Source organism: Streptosporangium sp. 'caverna', assembly GCF_003203775.1.
GTDB lineage: Bacteria > Actinomycetota > Actinomycetes > Streptosporangiales > Streptosporangiaceae > Streptosporangium > Streptosporangium subroseum.
The window spans coordinates 2,558,139-2,578,423 of record NZ_CP029711.1 but is presented as its reverse complement, the minus strand read 5'-3'; the positions used below and the strand labels follow the sequence as shown (position 1 = coordinate 2,578,423).

17 protein-coding genes are annotated in these 20,285 nt (G+C 69.6%); 9 read left to right on the top strand and 8 right to left on the bottom strand.

Features of this window, described 5'->3' with window-relative positions; translation table 11 throughout:
* Nucleotides 1–10 precede the first annotated feature (10 nt).
* Nucleotides 11–1,114 (top strand): sensor histidine kinase, encoded by a 1,104-nt coding sequence (locus tag DKM19_RS11350; protein WP_110695669.1) that lies wholly within the window; start codon nt 11–13, stop codon nt 1,112–1,114.
* Nucleotides 1,111–1,716, top strand: coding sequence for a DNA-binding response regulator (locus DKM19_RS11345; RefSeq protein ID WP_110695668.1), 606 nt, complete (start codon nt 1,111–1,113; stop codon nt 1,714–1,716). Before DKM19_RS11350 ends, DKM19_RS11345 begins: the two co-directional genes overlap by 4 nt.
* 186 nt (nt 1,717–1,902) lie before the next feature.
* On the opposite strand, the gene npdG is transcribed toward DKM19_RS11345, so the two are convergent.
* A complete protein-coding gene (gene npdG / locus DKM19_RS11340) occupies nt 1,903–2,601 on the bottom strand; it encodes an NADPH-dependent F420 reductase (RefSeq protein ID WP_089205136.1) in 699 nt (232 codons plus the stop codon).
* Between the two features lie 79 nt (nt 2,602–2,680).
* Here npdG and DKM19_RS11335 point away from each other — a divergent pair, with 79 nt between their 5' ends.
* On the top strand, nt 2,681–3,262 hold the full coding sequence (locus DKM19_RS11335; RefSeq protein WP_204358755.1) for a hypothetical protein: 582 nt from the start codon (nt 2,681–2,683) through the stop codon (nt 3,260–3,262).
* Here the strand turns inward: DKM19_RS11335 and DKM19_RS11330 are convergent.
* Nucleotides 3,259–4,206, bottom strand: a complete 948-nt coding sequence (locus tag DKM19_RS11330) for a LysR family transcriptional regulator (RefSeq protein ID WP_110695666.1) — start codon at nt 4,204–4,206, stop codon at nt 3,259–3,261. The two genes, DKM19_RS11335 and DKM19_RS11330, sit on opposite strands and share 4 nt — an antisense overlap.
* Before the next feature lie 104 nt (nt 4,207–4,310).
* Between DKM19_RS11330 and DKM19_RS11325 the strand changes: the two genes are divergently transcribed.
* Together DKM19_RS11325 and DKM19_RS11320 are read left to right on the top strand one after the other, a co-directional pair.
* Nucleotides 4,311–4,580, top strand: coding sequence for a hypothetical protein (locus tag DKM19_RS11325; protein ID WP_204358754.1), 270 nt, complete (start codon nt 4,311–4,313; stop codon nt 4,578–4,580).
* Entirely contained in the window at nt 4,577–5,263 is a 687-nt protein-coding gene (locus DKM19_RS11320) for a cyclase family protein (RefSeq protein ID WP_110695664.1), read from the top strand. Before DKM19_RS11325 ends, DKM19_RS11320 begins: the two co-directional genes overlap by 4 nt.
* 4 nt (nt 5,264–5,267) lie before the next feature.
* Here DKM19_RS11320 and DKM19_RS11315 read toward each other — a convergent pair whose 3' ends face one another.
* The gene (locus DKM19_RS11315) at nt 5,268–5,450 is read right to left on the bottom strand and encodes a hypothetical protein (protein ID WP_089205141.1); all 183 of its coding nucleotides are present in this window, start codon (nt 5,448–5,450) and stop codon (nt 5,268–5,270) included.
* A gap of 44 nt (nt 5,451–5,494) precedes the next feature.
* Here DKM19_RS11315 and map point away from each other — a divergent pair, with 44 nt between their 5' ends.
* Nucleotides 5,495–6,343, top strand: a complete 849-nt coding sequence (gene map, locus DKM19_RS11310) for a type I methionyl aminopeptidase (protein ID WP_110695663.1) — start codon at nt 5,495–5,497, stop codon at nt 6,341–6,343.
* Between the two features lie 62 nt (nt 6,344–6,405).
* On the opposite strand, the gene DKM19_RS11305 is transcribed toward map, so the two are convergent.
* The 4 genes from DKM19_RS11305 to DKM19_RS11290 form a co-directional block, all read right to left on the bottom strand.
* The gene (locus DKM19_RS11305) at nt 6,406–6,813 is read right to left on the bottom strand and encodes a sensor histidine kinase (RefSeq protein WP_110695662.1); all 408 of its coding nucleotides are present in this window, start codon (nt 6,811–6,813) and stop codon (nt 6,406–6,408) included.
* Between the two features lie 199 nt (nt 6,814–7,012).
* The gene (locus DKM19_RS11300) at nt 7,013–9,055 is read right to left on the bottom strand and encodes a cytochrome c oxidase assembly protein (protein ID WP_110695661.1); all 2,043 of its coding nucleotides are present in this window, start codon (nt 9,053–9,055) and stop codon (nt 7,013–7,015) included.
* Nucleotides 9,052–9,663 carry a copper resistance CopC family protein gene (locus tag DKM19_RS11295; protein WP_110695660.1) on the bottom strand — a complete coding sequence of 204 codons (612 nt, stop codon included), beginning with the start codon at nt 9,661–9,663 and terminating at the stop codon, nt 9,052–9,054. The genes DKM19_RS11300 and DKM19_RS11295 overlap by 4 nt, the downstream gene beginning before the upstream one ends.
* A 55-nt stretch (nt 9,664–9,718) precedes the next feature.
* Nucleotides 9,719–11,011: a helix-turn-helix domain-containing protein gene (locus DKM19_RS11290; RefSeq protein WP_110695659.1), complete on the bottom strand. Its 1,293-nt coding sequence runs from the start codon at nt 11,009–11,011 to the stop codon at nt 9,719–9,721.
* Between the two features lie 1,295 nt (nt 11,012–12,306).
* On the opposite strand from DKM19_RS11290, the gene DKM19_RS11285 reads away from it, so the two are divergent.
* The 3 genes from DKM19_RS11285 to DKM19_RS11275 all read left to right on the top strand — a co-directional run bounded on the left by DKM19_RS11285 (nt 12,307) and on the right by DKM19_RS11275 (nt 19,091).
* The gene (locus DKM19_RS11285; protein ID WP_110695658.1) at nt 12,307–15,171 is read left to right on the top strand and encodes an AfsR/SARP family transcriptional regulator; all 2,865 of its coding nucleotides are present in this window, start codon (nt 12,307–12,309) and stop codon (nt 15,169–15,171) included.
* Nucleotides 15,172–15,439: 268 nt separating this feature from the next.
* Nucleotides 15,440–17,680, top strand: a complete 2,241-nt coding sequence (locus DKM19_RS11280) for a xanthine dehydrogenase family protein molybdopterin-binding subunit (protein ID WP_204358753.1) — start codon at nt 15,440–15,442, stop codon at nt 17,678–17,680.
* A 34-nt stretch (nt 17,681–17,714) separates the two neighbouring features.
* Nucleotides 17,715–19,091 carry an NCS2 family permease gene (locus DKM19_RS11275; RefSeq protein ID WP_110695657.1) on the top strand — a complete coding sequence of 459 codons (1,377 nt, stop codon included), beginning with the start codon at nt 17,715–17,717 and terminating at the stop codon, nt 19,089–19,091.
* Here the strand turns inward: DKM19_RS11275 and DKM19_RS11270 are convergent.
* Complete coding sequence (locus DKM19_RS11270) at nt 19,088–20,209, bottom strand: excalibur calcium-binding domain-containing protein (RefSeq protein WP_162641428.1); 1,122 nt, start codon at nt 20,207–20,209, stop codon at nt 19,088–19,090. The two genes, DKM19_RS11275 and DKM19_RS11270, sit on opposite strands and share 4 nt — an antisense overlap.
* Nucleotides 20,210–20,285: the final 76 nt, after the last annotated feature.

The window sequence follows — 20,285 nt, the reverse complement described above, 5'->3', positions numbered from 1 at the left end:
GTTCACACATATGCGGTTAACCCCCCGGCGCCTGGCCATCGGCGTGATCGTGTTGATGTCCGTAGGCTTCATGATCTCCGCGGTCATCCTGATCGTCCAGGACGGCGGGCTCACCGGGATCGCCGTGCTCTCGGTCGCGCTCCCCGGCTTTTTCGTCCCCCACTTCCTGCACATCCGCGCCGCCCTGCGTGGCGCCGAGCCGGGTGGTCTGACCGTCGGCCTGCTGGTCCAGGCGGTCGCCGCCTACGCCCCGATCATGATTCTTCCGCCCTTTCTCGGATCCCTCTGGTGGGGCGCGCCATGCATCCTTCTCGGCCCCGCGCTCCTGCGCCTGCGCCTGCCGCTCGCCTTCGGAGCCCTGGTCTCGATGACGGTGGTCCATTTCGTTGCCATGTGGAACGCCTCGGCGCCGGATTTCGCACCGGTGAACGGCTTGTATGCAGACATCACCCTTTTCGTCACCGGATTCACGATCTACGGGTTGGTGCGGCTGGTGGCCGTCGCCGATGAGCTGGAGCAGGCCAGGACGGAGCTGGCGGAGGCCGCGGTGCTGCGGGAGCGGCTGCGGATCTCCCGGGACCTGCACGACGGGCTGGGCAGCAGCCTGGCCGCCATCGCCCTCAAGGGCGACCTCGCGCGCAAACTGATCGGGCGCGACCCCGTGGCGGCGGAAGGAGAGCTCACCGAGCTGATCCACGTGGCCAGGGACGCCGCCCAGGACGTGCGGCAGGTGGCGCGGGGCTACCGGGAGATGTCGCTGACCGAGGAGGTGCACCGGGCGATGGCCCTGCTGGAGTCCTCCGGGGTGAGCTGCAGGACCAGCCTCGCCCCGCTGGAGGTGCCCCGGCAGGTCGACGAGGCGCTGGCCTGGGCGGTGCGCGAGGGGACCACCAACGTCGTACGGCACAGCCGCGCGACGAACTGCTCGATCAGCACCTCCGTACAGGCCGGCGCCGTACGGCTGGAGCTGGTCAACGACGGCGCCCTGGAACGTCGCGCGGACGGCGGCGGGCTGACCGGTCTGAAGGAGCGAGCCGCCGGGCTGGGCGGCTCGGTGAGCGCGGAGCGGATCGAGGACGACGGGTTCCGGTTCACGATGGAGGTGCCCGCATGATCAGCGTGCTGCTCGCCGAGGACATGCACATGATCAGGGCGGCGCTCAGCGCGCTGCTGAGGCTGGAGCCCGACATCGACGTGGTCGCCGAGGTCACCCGCGGCGACGAGATCGTCCCCGCCGCCCTGCGCAGCCGTCCGGACGTGGCGGTGCTGGACATCGACCTGCCCGGAGTCGACGGCATCACCGCCTCGGTGGAGCTGCGCGAGAAACTGCCCGGCTGCCGGGTGCTGGTGCTCACCGCGATGGGTCAGCCCGGCCAGGTGCGCCGCGCCCTGAACTCCGGCATCGAGGCGTTCCTGGTCAAAGACGCCCCTGGCGACCGCCTCGCCGACGCGATCCGGCGCACCGCCCAGGGCCTGCGGGTGCTGGATCCCGAACTGGTCGCCGCGGCCGTCGAGTACGGCGCGAGCCCGCTGACGCTCCGCGAGGCCACCGTGCTCAGGGAGGCCGCACGCGGCGCCCCTGCGGAGGAGATCGCCAGACGGCTGCACCTCTCCCCCGGAACCGTGCGCAACTACCTGACCGGCGCCATCACCAGGACGGGTGCCCGCAACACGATCGACGCCATCCGGATCGCCCAGGACGCCGGCTGGATCTAGTCGCCCCGCGCGCACCGCCGACCGGGTTCGGCTCCCGTTCCCGAGACAACCCGGTCGGCGCTCGGAGGCGCCGCCCCGTGGTCTCGCGTGACGGCGGCCGGACCTCCCCGCCACCGGGAACAGCACCTGTCCGAGACAACCGGGCCCAAGTCCGGAGTCGCCCCCGGACTCATCCGCCCGGAGCCGTCACACGTCGGTGACGCGCAGCCCGGCGTGGGCCTTGTAGCGGCGGTTGATGGAGATGAGGTTGGCGGTCAGCCCCTCGATCTGGTGGGCGTTGCGAAGGCGCCCGCCGTACACGCCGCGCACGCCCGGGATCCGGCCGGCCAGCGCCTGAACCGTGTCGGTGGCCTCGCGGTCGTCGCCCAGGACGAGCACGTCCAGATCGATCTCGGCGACCTCCGGGTCCAGCAGCAGGACGGCCGAGACATGGTGGAAGGCGGCGACCACGCGGCTGCCGGGCAGGACCTCGGCGGCCTGCTGGGCGGCGCTGCCCTCCTCGACCTGGAGCGCGAAGGCGCCCTGCTTGTCGAAGCCGAGCGGGTTGACGCAGTCGACGACGATCTTTCCGGTCAGCTCGGTCCGCAGGGACTCCAGGGTGGATCTGTGTCCCTCCCACGGGATCGCCACGATCACCACATCGGCCTCCGCGGCCACGGTCGAGTTGTCCGCGCCGCGCACCGGCCCGCCGATGCTCGCCGCCGCCTCCTGCGCCCGCTCCGCACTCCGCGAGCCGATCAGCACGGTGTGTCCCGCGAGGGCGAACCGCCGGGCCAGACCCTTGCCCTGATCGCCGGTACCGCCCAGGATCCCGATCGAGATTCCGCTCACGTCCGGAATATCAGTGCTCACTTGTCGCTCCTCGGCTGTTCTAGGGATCTTCATTGAAGATATCGCCTGTCCAGATCATCCCAGGAACGCATTATCGGGACCATCCGGGGGTGACTGGTGCACGATGGAAAGCATGGACGCTGGGGCTGTGGCACTTCTGCGTGAGATCCTCTCCTCGACCGACTGGGTCGAGCGCACCCGCGAGTTCGGTCTCGCCCTCCGTTCGACGCGCTCCCCCGGAGGCCTGCTGGTGGTCGGCACCCCCGAAGAGGAGCCCTGGCACCTGACCGCGCATCTCAGCGACGAGGCCCGGCTCTCCGGCCTGCCGCAGCTCGCCCCGACGCTGGTGCGCTGGGCGCCCGCCCCCGGCGCGCCCGCGCACCTGCGGGTGGGGATGGAGCGGATCGAGCACGCCAGGCGGGGCGAGACCCTGTTCGTGGTGACCGAGGAGCAGGCCCCGGAGGCGCTGCTCGAAAGGGTGAGTGACGCCCGGCGCACCGGAGCGACGATCCTGGCCCTGGACGGCGGCGACCGGAGGCTGGAGGGGCTGGCCCACGACGCGCTGACGATCCCCGACCACGCGCCGTTCTCCTTCGACGGGGCCCAGCATCTGGTGAGCGCCGCGGCGGGCGAGGGAACCCACCGGCGTTCCGGCCTGCGCGACCGGCTGGCGAGGCTGCTGGACCGGGTCAACGGCCCGCAGATCGGCGACTAGGGCCGGCGCGTCTCGCGGCGCTCGCCGAGCCGGGTCACCAGGCCGTCCGCCGCCTCCCTGAGCGCCGCGACGACCACGGCCTGCACCGGGTCGGGCTCCCCCGAGCGAGTGCGGCTGAGGCGGGTCACGGCGTCCAGCCGGCGGGCGCCCACATTGGGGATGTCGGTGACCACGACCTCCCCCGCCGGGACCTCGAGCAGGGCCATCGACGGCACGATCGCCACGCCGTGCCCCGCCGCGACCAGGGCGAGCGTGGGCGGAAACTCCTCGATCACGTGGACCCGTCGCGGGATGAAACCGTGCAGGGCGGCGAGCCGCTCCAGGGCGTGCCCGCAGGCCTGGTCGGGCGGCCCGGCCACCCAGGGCACACCGCCCAGGTCCGCGACCCCGCGGGGGATCTCCGCCCAGCCCGGCGGCGCCACGATGCGGTATTCGTCCACGTGGAGGGGGTGGGAGACGATCGACGGCTGAACCGCGACGATCTTGTCGGCGTCCTGCTCGGTGACCGCGAGATCGATCCCGCCGAGCCGGAGCTCCTGGAGTGCGGACGGTCCGTACAGCTCGTGGATGCGCGGTTCGATCTGGGGATGGCGGTCGGCCAGGATGCCCAGCGCGGGCACCAGCAGGTGCCGGATGACCGTGGGGAACGCCGCGATCGCCACCGGACCGGCCAGCCGTTCGGTGAAGCGGATCAGCTCCCGTCGAGCCTCGGCCAGCTCCTCCTCGATCCGCTCGGCGTATCCGGCGAGGACCCTGCCCGCGGGGGTGAGGGAGACCCTGCGCTGCGACCGGTCGATGAGCGCGAGCCCGACCTCCCGCTCCAGCATCATGAGCTGCTGGGAGACCGCCGAGGCCGTCAGATGGAGTGCCTCGGCCGCCCGCATGACGCCACCGCGGCGAGCGACCTCGTGGAGCACCCGCAGCCGTCGAGGATCGATGTCCATACAGCTCAGCTTACGTGGGTATTAAGGAAACTTTATTTGCTCTTCAGTGACAAGAGCGGAAATCATGAGGGCATGAGCCCCTTCTCCACCGGCACATGACGCCGGTGTCCCTCTTCGTCAACCTCCTCGGCTGGGTCGGAGCCGGGATCATGCTGTACGGCTACGCCATGGTGTCCACCTCCCGCATGGCCGGGGACGGCATGCCGTACCAGGCGATCAATCTCGCCGGGTCGATCGCCCTGATGATCAACTCGGCCCACCACTCCGCCTGGCCCTCGACGATCCTCAACGTCGTCTGGGGCGTGATCGGCGTCGTGGCCGTCGTCAGGATGGCGGCGGCCCGATCCAGAGAGAAGACGGTGAGCGTCCCGTGACCCGGTTGGTCGAGCTGAGCCATCGCATCATCGAAGGCATGCGCACCTACCCGGGGGTGCCCGGGCCCCGGCTCGGTGTGCATCTGAGCCGGGAGGCCTCGCACGAGATCTACGCGCCCGGCACCGAGTTTCACATCGGCAGCATCGAGCTGGTCGCCAACACCGGCACCTATCTGGACACTCCCTATCACCGTTATCCGGAGGGACCCGACCTGTCCGGGGTGCCGCTGGAGGCGATCGCCGATCTGCCCGGCCTGGTCGTACGGGCCGAGGGGCTGCGCTCGGTGGGCCTGGACCGGTTCGCGGGAGACGACGTGCGAGGGAAGGCCGTGCTGATCCACACCGGCTGGGACCGGCACTTCGGCACCGAGGACTACTTCCACGGCCACCCCTACCTCGAACCGGAGGCGGCCGGATGGCTCGTGGAGCAGGGAGCCGCGCTCGTCGGGATCGACACCCTGAACATCGACGACGCCCCGCCTCGCGGCGAACGGCCCGCGCACACACTCCTGCTCGGCGCGGGCATCCCGATCGTGGAGCACATGACCGGCCTGGCCGCGTTGCCCGACGCCGGTTTCCGTTTCCACGCGACCCCGCCGATGGTGGTGGGCCTGGGGACCTTCCCGGTCCGCGCCTACGCCGTCGTGGACGGCCAGGCGCGGCCCCCGGTCGGTTCCGTCTGATCGTCTAGTCGTCGCCGTCCCAGGCCTTGTCCCCTTCCTTCCACTGCTTGTTACGGTCGGCCGCGGTCTTCAGCGCGTTGGCCGCGGCCTCGCGGCTCTCGTAGGGGCCCATCCGGTCCTTGTTGGGGCAGCCCTCGTCGGGCTCGACCGCCATGTGCGTCAGGCAGAACCACCATCGATCACTCATGGGGCAATCCTGCCCAGTGAGAAGCGCAACTAGACTGGGGGACCATGACGACACTGCTCCAGCCCGGGCGAATCTCGCCCCTGCGCAAGGTTCCCGCCCACATCGAGCGGCCGGAGTATGTCGGGAAGAAATCTCCGAAGACCGGAGAACCCGACGTCAAGACCCCCGAGATCATCGAACGCATGCGCATCGCGGGCAAGCTGGCGGCTCAGGCGCTCGAAGAGGTCGGCAAGCGGGTGGAGCCCGGCATCACCACCGACGAGCTCGACCGGATCGGCCACGAGTTCCTCTGCGACCACGGCGCCTACCCCAGCACGCTCGGCTACCGGGGATATCCCAAGTCGCTGTGCACCTCTATCAACGAGGTGATCTGCCACGGCATCCCGGACGACACCGTGCTGCACGAGGGCGACATCGTCAACGTCGACATCACCGCCTTCATCGGCGGCGTGCACGGTGACACCGACGCCACCTTCCTGGTCGGCGAGGTGGACGAGGAGTCACGCCTGCTGGTCGAGCGCACCCGCGAGGCCACCAACCGAGCCATCAAGGCCGTGGCCCCCGGCCGCCAGCTCAACGTGGCCGGCCGCATCATCGAGGCCTACGCCAAGCGGTTCGGCTACGGCGTGGTCCGCGACTTCACCGGCCACGGCATCGGCACCACGTTCCACTCCGGTCTGATCGTCCCGCACTATGACGATCCGTCGCTGGCGGTCACGCTCGAACCGGGCATGACGTTCACCATCGAGCCCATGCTGACGCTCGGCACCATCGACTACGACATCTGGCCGGACGGCTGGACCGCCGTGACCAAGGACCGCAGGCGGACCGCCCAGTTCGAGCACACCATCCTGGTCACCGAGACCGGCCACGAGGTCCTGACCCTGCCCTGAACCGTGCTCCCGGATCGGAGCCCGGGTTCGAAGAGCGCGCCCGCCCCGGCGTCGAGCGACGCCTAGCCCCGATGGGGCACCGCCCCGGTGACGGTGGTGCCCTCCCCGAGGACGCCGTTGATGCCGAGCGTGCCTCCGACCTCGGCGAAGTGAGTCCGCATGGCGGTGACGCCCCGGCCCGTGAGCGGGCCGATGAAGCCGACGCCGTCGTCGCTCACCGTCATGCGCAGGCCGCTGGGGCCCAGGGTGACGGCGACCGACACGACGCGGGCGCCGCTGTGCGACTCGACGTTGGCAAGCGCCTCGCCCAGCGTGGCGAGGACGGCTCTGGCGGTGCTGGGAGAGACGTCGTGCGCGGGCAGCGCCCATATCTCGACGGCGATCCCGGTGCGCTCGGCCCACTCGGCGAGGTGTTCCTCCAGCGCCTGGGCAAGGCTCCGTCCCTCGTGCAGGCGAAGTTCCTCGGACACCGCTCAACCTTCCTGATCCACATGAAAGCCACCGGTCCCCCGACCGGACATGTGATGGGGCGTGGCGTGCGGCAACGGAGCGTTGCGCCCGCCATGGTGAGCCCATGTCCTCTTTTGTCAGGTTACTGGAGACGCCTGTGTTAGGCCACCAGGACGCGCCCGCGACAGGAGCCGAAGACAGGCGGCCGTAACCGTCCGGCTACTTCTTCTCGCTGTCTCGTTTGCTGAGTTTGGCCAGGTAGTCGTTGTAGGCATCGAGTTTCGCATCACCGGTGCCGCCCGTGCGGGCCGCGGCGGCGTCGGCCCGTCGGTCGGCGTGGCGGGCCGTCCGTTCGTCGTCCCGCCACCACTGGAAGGCCAGGGCGAGGAGCACGATCAGCGTCGGAACCTCCCCGAAGCCCCAGGCGATGGCGCCTCCGGTCTGCTGGTCGTGGACTCCGGAGGCACCCCAGGTCCGGCCGAGTTGGTCGTACCACTCGCTGGCCAGCACTGTGCTCATGCTCATCAACGCGAGGCCGAAGAACGCGTGGAACGGCATCGTGACGAACAGCAGGATCAGCCGGGCCACGTGCGGCAGCTTGTAGGGGGCCGGATCCACTCCGATGATCACCCAGAAGAACAGGGAACCGCTGAGCAGGAAGTGCATCGTCATGACGATGTGGCCGAGATGCTCCTCCATCGCGGCGGGGAACAGCGGGGTGAAGTACAGCGCGTAGGTGGAGACGATGAAGATCGCGGTGGCGACCGCCGGATGACCGACGACGCGGAGGAACCTGCTGTGCAGGATCGCGGTCAGCCATTCGCGCGGGCCGCGGTCGCCCCTGCGGGCGGCGGGCTTGAGCGCGCGCAGTGCCAGGGTGACGGGGGCTCCGAGCACCAGGAAGATCGGCACCAGCATGGACAGCGTCATGTGCTCGGCCATGTGCGCGCTGAACAGCACCTTGGCGTAGCGGGAGACACCGCTCTGGGTGGCGATGACCAGGATCACCATGCCGACGAACCACGCGGCGGTGCGGCCTCCGGACCAGGAGTCGCCGCGTCGTGCGAGCCGTATGATCCCGGCGAGGTAGAGGCCGCCGAGCAGCACGATCAGGGTCCCGGAGAACAGGTCGAACCACCATAGCGAGGCCAGGTTGGCCAGCGAGATCTCCGGCGGCATGACGTAGCCGAGCACGTCGAAGGCCTGGTCGACCGGCAGGATCGGCGGGGGCGGAGCGGTGCGGGAGAGCGCGACGGCCAGCCCGACGGCCACGAACATGACGAGGACCTCGCCGGAGGCGAACCGGACGAACGTCCTCGGGCTGCCCGCGGTGAGCAGGGGCAGGGTCCGCTTCCGATGCCACCAGCCGATGAGACCGAGCACCACGAACGCGGCGGTCTTGGCCAGCAGCAGCAGGCCGTAGGCGGAGGTGTAGAGCTCGGAGATCGAGGTGAGCCTGGCGATGACGCTGAACACGCCCGACAGGCCCACGCCGATGAAGCACCACAGCGCCATCGCGGAGAACCGGGTGGCGGCGATCTCCAGTTGTGGCTGCCGGCGCAGCGCGTGCGTGCAGAGCACGACGAGCCCGCCCACCCAGAGCGCGAGGACCAGCAGGTGCACGGCGACGCCGGTGGTGGCCAGGTCGTGGTTGGGCGAGGAGGCGGAGTGCCCGGTCAGCGCGGGAGGAAGCAGGGTGACCAGCGCGAGCACCAGCAGCCCGCCGGCAGTGCCCACGGTGATCGCCCCGCGGGCGAACAGCGCGATCGCCACCGCGAACAGCACGACCAGGGTGAGCGCGATGCCCTGGGACACCTGGCTGGCGAAGCTGGTGAGCTCGTTGCCGCCGAGCACGTCGGTGACGGGCAGACCCAGTGCCTCGGACAGGCTGAACACCATCGTGGCGGCCGCCGCGCAGGCCCAGACGAGCGCAATCCAGGAGGCGGCCTTGACGTAGGCGAGTGCGGGCTTGCCCAGCAGACCCTTGTCGCTGGGGAGGAAGACCGCGGCGGCCAGCAACGCGCCGATGGTGAGCACGCCCGCGGTGTCCATGGTCAGCTTGGCCAGCGGCATCCCCCAGCGGGTGAACGCGCCCTGGTCGGGCAGTCCGGGGATGATGCGCGGAGTCGCCGCGCCACTGGCGATCATGGCGATCACCAGCGCGACGATGGCCGCCGCCGCGGCCGCCAGTGCGAGCTTCACGATCCGGCCGCTGCCACTTCCCGCGCGCTCTGCCGCTGCGGCCTGCCCCGGCCGGCTCATGGCTGCTTCTTGTTCCGCAGGCTGAAGAACAGGCCGATGCCGATACCGGCCAGACCTCCGACGACAAGCCACATCCAGCCGGGTACACCGCCCGAGGAGGCGGGCTCGTCCGCGCTCTCTGCCGCGAGAGCCGAGCCGGGCGTGCCGGTGGCCGTGGCGTCCACGGGCGCCGCGGAGGGACTCTCCGAGGCGGGCGGAGACGCCTCTCCCGACGTGGAGGCGGACGCGGAGGGAGGTTCCGGGGAACCGACCAGGGTAAAGGGAATCTCCCCCTCTATCGGGTGACCGTCGGAGGAGACCACCCGATAGGCGATGACGTACTCGCCCGGCGGGAGGTCGTCCTTGACCTTCTGGATGACCACGGGACCGTCGACGACGGGCTTGCCGTCCTGGTGGACACCACCGTCCGCGGTGCGCACGATGACGTTCGGGAAGCGCGTCGTGGCGCTGAACGTCAGCCTCACCTCCGTCAGGCTCTCGACCTTGGCGCCCTTCGCGGGATCGCTGCTCTTGAGCGCGTCGTGGGCGAGAGCGGGCGAGGCGAAGGCCGTACCGAGGACGAAAGTGGCGAGAAGCGCGAGGGCGACCGCGACAGGGGAAGTCTTCATAGCACCCACAAGGCTACCGACGCCTCCACGCGGTCTCGACCTCCCCGCCCCCGATCTACAGCCCGACGCAGGCCAGCGCCCGTTTGTAGGCGTCGACGCTGCGGGCCGGCTCGTCGACGCGCTCCAGAACCTGCGCGGCGGTCAGCCACGCGTGGGCGGTGTATCGGGTGGTCGGCGACTGCTCCAGGCATCTCGCCCCCACGAGCAGCTCGTCCAGGGCCGACTCCTGCCTGCCCAGCTCCGCGAGAGCCTGGCCGTACAGGATCCGGGCCTCCGCCTGCACGGCCTGCGGCATTCCGTCGAGCATGTCGCAGACCCCCTTCATGTGCTCTCTGGCCCGTTCGGGTTTGTCGAGCAGCAGCTCCACGCGGGCGAGGCTCATCGCGCAGCGCATCTTGTCCATCGGACTGGCGGAACTCTCGGACAACTCCGTGTCCACCTTGAGCAGCATGTCGCGCCAGGCACCGGCCTCCATGGGCCGCACGGCCAGAAGAACCTCCGCGTAGGCGCTGCGGAGCCGTGCCAGCCGACCGGGATCCCCGTACTCGGACTGGATGGCGAAGGCCCGCTCGACCTGGCTGACCGCCTCATCGCTCTGCCCGCTCTCGACGGCGACGATCGCGGCGTTCCAGCGCGCCAGAACGATCGACATCGGCGTGTTGAGGAGTTCGGCGGCGGCGAGCACCTCCGCGGAGAACTGACGGGCCCGGAGCAGGTCTCCCCGCTCGATGTAGGCGGCGACAAGCTGGGAACCCAGCCTTATCAGGCCGTCCGTCCAGATCGGTCGCGCCGTCCTGCCCAGGATCTGCTCGGCGACCGACACGGCCTCGGCGAGGTCTCCCTGCTCGCGGTAGCACCGCGAGAGCGTGACGGCGACGGCGACGTAGCGATCGGGGGTCATCGGCGCCGACTCGTTCTGACGCAGACCGTTGAGCAGGAGGATGGCCTCGTCCAGGTCTCCGCAGGCCTCGGTCGCCAGGGCCAGGCCGTACTCGGCGTCCTGCTTGAGCTGGGGCAACCCCGCGAGGCCGCTGTCGGCGAGGAGCTCCGCGTAGCGCGTGCGCGCCTCGGTCACCTCGCCGTTGTCCATGGCCAGCTGCGCGTAGCTCAGGACGAGCTCGATCTCCTTCATCTGCTCGGCCGTCACGCCGTTGATGAGGTAGGTGAGCGAACAGTCGAGCTTGTTGGCCAGAAGCTCCAAGACCGCGGGCGTCGGAGTACGCTTGCCACTTTCTATCAGGGACACGTAACTGTCCGAGAGTTCTGGATGAGCGAGCTGCGCCTGGGAAAGACCCCGTTGACGACGGACGGTCTTGATGCGCTGCCCGACCAAGTCTTGACCAGTCACGTTACCCCTTGAAAGATATCGTTGAGCAGCAGAACCTACGACAGGAGTCTTCCCCGTGCGCCGACGTCTTGCCTTGTCTGCCCTCGCCACGCTGTTTGCGGCCGCTTTAGCCGTTACCGGCAATGTTACGACCGCCAGCGCCGATTCGTCTGCCCCCTCAGCGGCCGCCCCTCAGTCTTCTTTGCAAGATGACGGGTCCAGCCTGGGCTGGACCTACCCCTACGAGGAGTCCAATCTGGGCCCGGCCCCTTCCAGGGCGGCGTCCACCCTGGACTACTGGACCTATCCCTACTAGGAGTCCGATTTGGGCCCGGCCCCTCCCAAGGCAGAGCCCAACCTGGACCGGATCCACCCCGCAGGCGAGAGTTCAGCTCGCGGATCTCCCCGCCCGTGAGGACGGATCGGCAGATCGGCCGATCCGTCATGGCAAGGAGACCTCATCCGGTGATGAGTTCCCCCAGCCAGTGGGCCCCGCCCGCCCGTGGCATGTGAGGCTGATCGTGGTCGAGGGTCGTCCCGACTCTCCTCGACCACACGTCAACAGAACTAATCAATCTTGAAGTTGGGGTGTTCGGCGCGTTTCCCGGTGTCTCAGCATCGAGAAACGCGCCGGCGCTTCTCCGGCAGGTGTGCCCGATCCACGCCGAGAATGCAGGCCGCCCCTGGAGCACATTCGTCGGCCAGCCCAAAACCGAACGCAATGCGAGAAAACCACATTTTAATGCCAATCGCAAGGGCAAGACGGCGCCCGCTTATCGCGCTTACCAGATATACGCGATGACCCGGCGGCGAAGTCGCGGCCAAGGCCCATCTCCCAGCCCCGATCCAGGGATTTCGCATCGGACACCGGGTAATGTGCGCCGGACACGCCACGGACGATTCAGCCACGGAGCGAACGGTTCATTCGGGTTCGAGGGCGAGCGGGCCTTCACACTTCGCCTCGATGACCCGGCCCGCCGCCCCCCAGCGCCTGAGCAGTGGCTGGAGGACAACCCGGAAGCGGGTGAGGTCGAAGAAGGGAAACCCCCAACCCCAGGCACAGCAGCCGGTCCGGTGCCCGCGGCGATGCCGCCAGACCGCCTGACCGATCCGGTGGGGCCCCGATCTCACGCCCCGGCCGCCGGAAGCGGGCGCGCCTGGATTGCGCGAAGGATCGTTAATACACTCCCAATACATTACAAGAAAACAACCCCCCGAAAAAAATGGCTTGAGGCAATGATCGGCTACTATTATCCTCAAAAACCTCGTTTGTCAGCACTGGGACGGACCGAAGCCGAGAGCATTGGGACTAACCCATGACATTTCTGATACTCGGTAGCCTGACGGTTCGCAATGCCAAGCACGAGACCATTCACATCCAGCGTCTCAAACATCGCCAGCTTCTGGTGACGCTCCTCCTGCGGGCCAATACACCCACATCCATTGAGCATCTGATGGAGTCGCTGTGGGGTGGCGCCCCTCCGCCCTCCGCGGAGCGGAACATCAAAACGTACGTTCACACGCTCCGCAAGCTGCTCTCCCCCGATGATCTGCGTTCGACGCCGATAGAGACCCAGGCGGACGGATACCTCATCGCCGTCGAGCCGGAAGATCTCGACCTGCTCGCCTTCCAGGACCGCGTCCGGCAGGGGAGACAGGCGTCCCGCGCCCGCGACCTGAACACCGCGTATCACTGCTTCGAGCAGGCCCTCGGTCTGTGGCGCGGCGAGGCCCTGCTCAATTCCAGGGGAAGCCGGTCTCTGGACGACGCGGCGGCCCACCTCTCCGCGGAGCACCTCGCCTCGCTGGAGGAACTCTCGGAGATACGGCTCAGTCTGGGCAGATACGCCGAGGCCGCGTCCGGCCTGCGCGCGGCGGCCCTCGCCAATCCAACGCACGAACGGCTGTGGGCACAGCTCATGCTCAGCCTGTACGGGGCGGGAGACAGAGCCGCGGCCCTGCGCGCCTACCAGCGGTTCAGAAAGGTCGTCGCGGAGGAGACCGGTCTGGAGCCCTGCCAGCCGATTCAGGATCTCCACCAGCGGATACTCGCCTCCGGCAGCGTCTTCGACCTGAGGCTTCCGGCGAAATCGATCCATCTCGTCGAGGCCGCTCCCTGCGATCCGATCCCCCGCCAGCTGCCGCGCGACCCCGCCGATTTTGTAGGGCGCGGAGAGGAGCTGGTACAGCTGAGATCGCTGCTCTCCCCGCCGAACGGCAGGCTTCCCCACCATGTCGTCGCCATCACCGGACCGCCGGGTTCGGGGAAGTCGACCCTGGCCGTACGGACCGCGCACCTGGTCCGCGACCGCTTTCCCGGAGGGCAGCTCTACGCCAACCTGCACGGGGCGACGCCGGGCATCCGGCGCCTCGAACCCCTGGAGGTGCTCGGCAGGTTCCTGCGGGCCCTGGGAGTCGCCCCGCACACCGTTCCCGCCGACGTCGACGAGGCCGCGGCCCTGTGGCGCAGCCTGCTCGACGGCAGGGACGTCCTCGTCGTCCTCGACGACGTCGTCGATCTGGCCCAGGTCCGTCCTCTGCTGTCGGTGCCGAAGGGCAGCACGATCCTGCTGACCAGCCGGCAGACCTTCGCCCTGGTCGACAACTGCGTTCATGTGCGGATCAGCCGGATGAGCCAGACGGAGGCGACCATCATGCTCGCGCGGCTGGCGGGCGCCGAGCGGGTCGCCAGGGACGTCCGGGCGACGACGCGCCTGGTCGGCCTCTGCGGAAACCTGCCGCTGGCCGTGGGCATCGCGGGAGCCAGGCTGGCGAACCGGCCGCAGTGGGAGGTGGCCGATCTGGTGGAACGCCTGGAGGACGAACGGCGACGTCTGCACGAGCTGGAAGCGGGAGATCTCGCGGTCAGCTCCAGCCTGGCGGTCAGTTACGACCTGTTCCTCGGTGGCGCCCACCCCCTCGACCGGACCGCCGCCCACGCGCTGTGCGCGCTCGGTGTGCTTCAGGTGCCCGACGTGACCTCCCACGTCATCGGCGCCCTCCTGGACGTTCCCGTCGACATGGCCGAACGCGCCATGGAACGGCTGGTCGACGGGCATCTCGCGGAAGTGGACGAGACCGGAAGATACCGGCTGCACGATCTGATACGGCTGTTCGCCGGCGAGCAGGCCGTACGGCAGCAGACGCAGGAGGTCCGCAGTGCCACGCTGGACCGGGCGCTGAGCTCGTACGTCGCGACCACACGCCTGGCCGTGAAGCTCTCCGGCTACCGGCGCCCGGCGCCGACAGAGGTCGACCTCAGCGCGGATCCCGCCCCGCTCACCTCTGGGGACGAGGCTCGCGAGTGGCTGGAGCAGGAGCTCGCCAATCTCCTGTCCGCCGCCTCCCAGGCGATGGCCGCCCCCGAGGAACGGACCGCCCGCCTCGGAGCCGCCCTCGCCCTCTCCCTCTTCTGGCACCTCCAGCGCTCCGGTCTGCCCTCGCGCCTTCTCGCGATCAACCGGCAGGTCCTCGACATCGGCCAGCGGCTGGGCGACCGCAACATCCAGGCGTACGCGCACGGCTACATGAGCATGGCCCTCTGCGTGACCGGTCACCGCGAGGAGGCCCTGGCCCACGTCCTGGAGGAGCTGGCTCTTTTCCGCGAACTGTCCGACCTCCACGGCGAGCAGATCGCCCTGGGCAGTCTCGGTGAGATCCATCTTGTCCTGGGGCACTACGAGGAGGCGATCGGCTACGCCGAGGCGCAGCGAAAAGTCGCGAAAACCATCGGGCACAGGCCGGGTGAGCACTACGCGGCCACCACGATCGGTGCGGCACGCCACAAACTGCGTCAGTTCGATCAGGCGCTGAAGGTGCTGGGCGATGCGCTGGCCCAGACCCGCGAGGACGGCAACCTCTATCAGGAGACGGCCGTGCATGAGAAGCTCGGCGACATCCACCTTGACCTGGGAGATCCCGCCTCGGCCCGAATCTGCTACGAGACCGCCCTGACCTGCGCGCATGTCGCGAAACTGAGCATCGCCGAGCCGTACATGCTCCTCGGTCTCGCCCGATCCTCCCGTCTCCTGGGCGAGTTCGACCAGGCCGCGGCCTACCTGGCCCGTTCCGTCGCGACCGCCCGGGCGACGGGCACCGAGGAGCTGAAGAACGGGCTGGCGGAGGAGGAGGCGGTTCTGGCCGCTCACGGGAGGCCGATCACGGCTCTGACGGGATCATGACGCCCCGAGAGCCGCGAACGGTTCCACCCGGCCGGCCGTCGTGAACGGGCCCCCTGCCGTCGCGAACGGTTCCACCGGCCGACCGTCGTGAACGGGCCCCCGGTCGTCGCGAACGGTTCCACCCGGTCGCTGTGAACGGTTCCAGACCGCCGGGTCCCCGATGGCCGGGGCGGCCGCAACGGATGCGGCCACAAGAGTCGCCAATGGCTCCGGCCCGTGTTTCGTCGTGTCTGCCCTGTCCGGCGCCCGGCCCTGCTGATGTACTGCTGTGGTGAGCGACATCGAGACCCGACAGAGCCAGGACGTCGAAACCCGACGGGGTCAGGGCGTCGGCGAGAGCGTTCTGCGCCCCGACGGAACCCTGAAGGTGACGGGTGAGTTCGCCTACTCCTCCGACCTGTATCTCGCGGACATGATCTGGGGCGTGACCCTCCGCAGCCCGCATCCCTCGGCGTGGATCCGCTCCATCGACATCGGCCCCGCGCTGACCATGCCCGGTGTGTTCGCGGTGCTCACCCACGAGGACGTGCCCGGCGAGAAGTTCTACGGCCTGGAGCACAAGGATCAGCCGGTGCTGGCCGTCGACCAGGTCCGCTACCAGGGCGAACCGGTCGCGCTGGTGGCCGCCGACCACCCCGAGCGCGCCAGGCGCGCGGCCGAGGCGATCGTCGTGGAGTACGAGCTCCGCGAGGCCGTCACCGACCCCCGCCGGGCCGCCTTCGACCCCTCCTACCCGAGGGTCCACGACCACGGCAACGTGCTGCGCCACCAGCCGGTGCGGGTCGGCTCCGACTTCGAGGCCCCCGTGGTCGTCACCGGGGAGTACGAGGTCGGCATGCAGGACCAGGCCTTCCTCGGCCCCGAGTCCGGTCTGGCCGTACCGGCCGAGGACGGCGGGGTGGACCTGTTCGTCGCCACCCAGTGGCTGCACGTGGACCGCGACCAGATCGCGCCGTGCCTCGGGCTTCCCGAGGAGAAGGTACGGCTGTCGCTGGCCGGGGTGGGCGGCGCGTTCGGCGCCCGCGAGGACCTGTCCATGCAGGTCCACGCGTGCATGCTGGCGCTGCGCACGGGCCGCCCCGTGAAGATCGTCTACAACCGCGAGGAGTCGTTCTTCGGTCACGTCCACCGGCACCCGGCCTGGATGCGCTACGAACACGGCGCGACCCGCGAGGGCAGGCTGCTCTACGTCAGGGCGGAGATCCTGCTCGACGGCGGCGCCTACTGCTCCTCCTCCCCCGCCGTGGTCGGCAACGCCGCCTCGCTGGGAGTGGGACCGTACGAGGTGGACAACGTCTGGATCGACGCCTACGGCGTCTACAGCAACAACCCGCCCTGCGGCGCCATGCGCGGCTTCGGCGCGGTGCAGGCCTGCTACGCCTACGAGTCGCAGATGGACAGGCTCGCCGAGGCCTGCGGGATCTCCCCGGTCGAGATCCGCATCCGCAACGCCGTCTCCCAGGGCTCGACGCTGGCCACCGGGCAGGTGATCGACACTCCCGCGCCGCTGGCCGACATGCTCCGCGAGCTCGCCGCGATGCCGCTGCCCGCCGTCGCCGACGACCCCGGTCTGCTGGACATGCCGGGCGGCGTCTCACAGACCACCCACGGCGAGGGCGTACGGCGGGGCGTCGGATACGGCGTCGGCATCAAGAACATCTGCTTCTCCGAGGGCTTCGACGACTACTCCACCGCCAGGGTCAGGGTGGAGCTGCTCGGCGGCGAGCCGCACGTCCTGGTGCACACTGCGGCGGCCGAAGTGGGTCAGGGCCTGCTGATGGTCCAGGCGCAGATCGCCAGGACGGAGCTGGGCATCGACAGGGTGACGGTCGCGAAGGCGGACACGACGGTGGGCTCGGCCGGGTCCTCGTCGGCCTCCCGGCAGTCGTATGTCACCGGCGGCGCGGTCAAGACCGCCTGCGAGGCCGTGAGGAAGCGCCTGGACGATCTGATGGCCGACGGATCGTCGCTGGTCCAGGTGCTGGAGCGGGCCGGCGCGGTCGAGGAGACCCGGGAGTACCGTCACCGGCGCACCTTCCCGATGGATCCGGCCACCGGGCAGGGCAACTCCCACACCCAGCTCGCGCTGTGCGTGCACCGCGCGGTCGTGGACGTGGACGTGGAGCTCGGCCTGGTCAAGGTGGTGGAGCTGACGGCCGTCCAGGACGTGGGAAAGATCATGAACCTGCTCGCCCTGGAGGGTCAGATCCACGGCGGTTCCGCGCAGGGGCTGGGACTGGCGCTGATGGAGGAGATCCAGGTTCGCGACGGAAGGGTGCTGAACCCGTCCTTCACCGACTATCTGATCCCCACCATCCTCGACATGCCCCCCATGAAGGTGTCGATCCTGGAGAACCCCGACCCGCACTCCCCCTACGGCCTGCGTGGCGCGGGCGAGCCCCCCACCCTCTCCTCCACCCCTGCGGTGGCCGCCGCCGTACGGGCCGCCACCGGCCTGCCGCTGCCCCGCGTGCCCATCCGCCCCCATGACATCGCACTGAACGGGTAGGAACCGGTCGCCCCCCGTCCGCGAGGGGGAGGTCATGGATCGGTTCTTCGAGCTGTCGGAGCGGGGGTCGACGGTCGGCCAGGAGATCAGGGGTGGCCTCACGACGTTCATGGCCATGGCCTACATCATCCTGCTGAACCCGATCATCCTCGGCGGCGCCACCGACGTCACCGGGGCGAAGCTGTCGATTCCGCAGCTCACCACGTCGACCATCCTCGCGGCGGCGGTCAGCACGATCCTGATCGGGCTGGTGGGCAACGCCCCGTTCGGCGTCGCGGCGGGACTGGGCCTGAACGCGGTGGTCGCCTACCAGGCCGCCCCGCTGATGACCTGGCCGCAGGCCATGGGGCTGGTCGTGCTGGAAGGACTGCTGATCATCGTGCTGGCGGCCTCCGGGCTGCGCCGCCTCATCATGAACAGCATCCCGCTCGCTCTGAAACACGCGATCAGCGTGGGGATCGGCATGTTCATCACGCTGATCGGACTGGTGGACGCCGGGTTCGTCGGGAGGGGGACGGGAGCGCCGGTACAGCTCGGCAGGACCGGTCACCTGACGGGCTGGCCCGTGGCGGTGTTCTGCATCGGCCTCCTGCTGATAATCGTCCTCTTCGTGCGCAGGATCCGGGGGGCCATCCTGATCGGCATCGTGGTCACCACCGTGCTGGCCATCGTGGTCAATTCGGTCGCGACGGTCCTCCCGGAGTCCTGGGGCATCGTGGTCCCCCGGGTACCGGAGGGGGTGATAGCGGTGCCGGACTTCGGGCTGGTCGGCCAGGTGGACCTGTTCGGCGGATTCGCCCGCGCCGGGGTGCTGACCGCGGGGATCATCCTGTTCACCCTGGTGCTGTCGGGGTTCTTCGACGCGATGGGCACGATCATCGGGGTGAGCGACGAGGCGAGCCTGGTGGACTCCCAGGGCCGGGTGCCCCGGCTGGGGGCCATCCTGACCGCCGACGGCGTGGCCGTGGCGATCGGCGGGTTCGCCAGCGCCTCGGCGAACACCGTCTTCGTCGAGTCGGCGGCCGGGGTCGGCGAGGGGGCCAGGACCGGGCTGGCCGCCCTCGTCACCGGCGCCCTGTTCACCGTCACCCTGTTCTTCACCCCGCTCGCCACGGTCGTCCCGTCGGCGGCCGCGTCTCCCGCGTTGGTGCTGGTGGGCGCGCTGATGATGACCCAGGCCAGGAACGTGCCCTGGGAGGATCTGACCCTGGCGATCCCGGCGTTCCTGATGATCGTGCTGATGCCGTTCACCTACAGCATCACCAACGGCGTGGGCGCGGGGGTGATCTCCTACACGGTCATCCAGGCGACGCTCGGCAGGATCCGGGAGATCCCGTGGCTGCTCTGGGTGATCGCACTGATCTTCGCGGCGTACTTCGCCATCGACGGCATCGAGAAGCTGATGTTCTAGGTCATGTCACCGGAGTCGCAGGCGACGCCGTTCTTGTCCTTGTCGACGTACCACTTGTACTCCTCGTGGGTCTCCTTGAAATAGGGCCCGTAACCGTCCTTGAACGCGGCCTTGCAGTCCGGATATCTGTGGTCGAGGCCTTCCTCCCCAGCGCGGGCGGCCCCCGCCGTGGACGTGGTGACCGGTGTGGTGACCGGCGAGCGCGTCGTGGCCGGCCCGGCGGCCGGTGCGATCGTCGGGGACGAGGCCGTCGGCTGCGAGGTGGTCCCGGCGGGCGGGGTCGCGCCCGGCGGGGACACCGGCTGGTTCGAGGGCACGGACGTGACGGTCGGCGAGGTCGGCTGAGGCTGGCCCGTCGGCGCCCCGGTCCCGCCGACCCCCCCGGTCCCGCCGGTTCCGCCGCCGAGGAGTCGCACGACCATGGCGTCCGCCTGCTCCTTGGTGAAGGAGCCCGCGATGCTCAGGCTGTCATCGGTGATCACCTGGGCGACCCGGGGGGCCGCCACCACCTTCTCCCCCACGACGATCGCGATCGGCTGGTTGACAGCCTCCTGGGTCAGGTCGCTGATCTGCTCGCGAAACGCGGGCGCGAACGCGATCCTGACCGAGTAGGCGCCGCTCTTCTCCTGGACGGCCTCGATCTTCCGTACGGCGTTCACGTTCACCCCGGCGGCGATCGTGTAGCAGGTCCGTCCCTGGTCGTCGGGAACGCCCTCGGGGGTCGTGCAGGATCCGGCCTGGGTCCCGGTCACCGGGGCGAAGTGGATGGGGATCGACAGACGCCTGGGCGGCGTACCGCCGAGCGGCATGTCGGGGTTCCTCGTCATGAGCACCGCGATGGTGCTGAGCACCCCGGTGATCAGTACGACGACGACCAGGGCGGCGATCAGGATCCCGGTGGTGACCCGGCTTGCCCTGGGGTCACCCGGTACGCCGCCGGGCGGACTCGCCTCGGGGCCGCGCGACCTGTGCCTGCCGCGCGACGGCACCGGCGGCACCGGCGGCACCGGCGAACCGGGTGGGCTCCCCGCCGGCTCTTGCGAGCCGGGCGGAGGCTCGGACGGTCCCTGTGGACCGTCGAACGGTTCCTGCGGGCTGGAGAAAGGATCGGAGGGCACGGATCCGTAGGGGCCGGACGGCTCCGGAGCACGGGGCCCGGCCGGAGATCCCTGCGGGCCCGAAGGATAGTCATAG

Coding starts and splice junctions, on each gene's coding strand:
- DKM19_RS11350 (WP_110695669.1), top strand. CDS start 11: ATGCGGTTAACCCCCCGGCGCCTGGCCATCGGCGTGATCGTGTTGATG.
- DKM19_RS11345 (WP_110695668.1), top strand. CDS start 1,111: ATGATCAGCGTGCTGCTCGCCGAGGACATGCACATGATCAGGGCGGCG.
- npdG (WP_089205136.1), bottom strand. CDS start 2,601: ATGAAGATCCCTAGAACAGCCGAGGAGCGACAAGTGAGCACTGATATT.
- DKM19_RS11335 (WP_204358755.1), top strand. CDS start 2,681: ATGGACGCTGGGGCTGTGGCACTTCTGCGTGAGATCCTCTCCTCGACC.
- DKM19_RS11330 (WP_110695666.1), bottom strand. CDS start 4,206: ATGGACATCGATCCTCGACGGCTGCGGGTGCTCCACGAGGTCGCTCGC.
- DKM19_RS11315 (WP_089205141.1), bottom strand. CDS start 5,450: ATGAGTGATCGATGGTGGTTCTGCCTGACGCACATGGCGGTCGAGCCC.
- map (WP_110695663.1), top strand. CDS start 5,495: ATGACGACACTGCTCCAGCCCGGGCGAATCTCGCCCCTGCGCAAGGTT.
- DKM19_RS11300 (WP_110695661.1), bottom strand. CDS start 9,055: ATGAGCCGGCCGGGGCAGGCCGCAGCGGCAGAGCGCGCGGGAAGTGGC.
- DKM19_RS11295 (WP_110695660.1), bottom strand. CDS start 9,663: ATGAAGACTTCCCCTGTCGCGGTCGCCCTCGCGCTTCTCGCCACTTTC.
- DKM19_RS11285 (WP_110695658.1), top strand. CDS start 12,307: ATGACATTTCTGATACTCGGTAGCCTGACGGTTCGCAATGCCAAGCAC.
- DKM19_RS11275 (WP_110695657.1), top strand. CDS start 17,715: ATGGATCGGTTCTTCGAGCTGTCGGAGCGGGGGTCGACGGTCGGCCAG.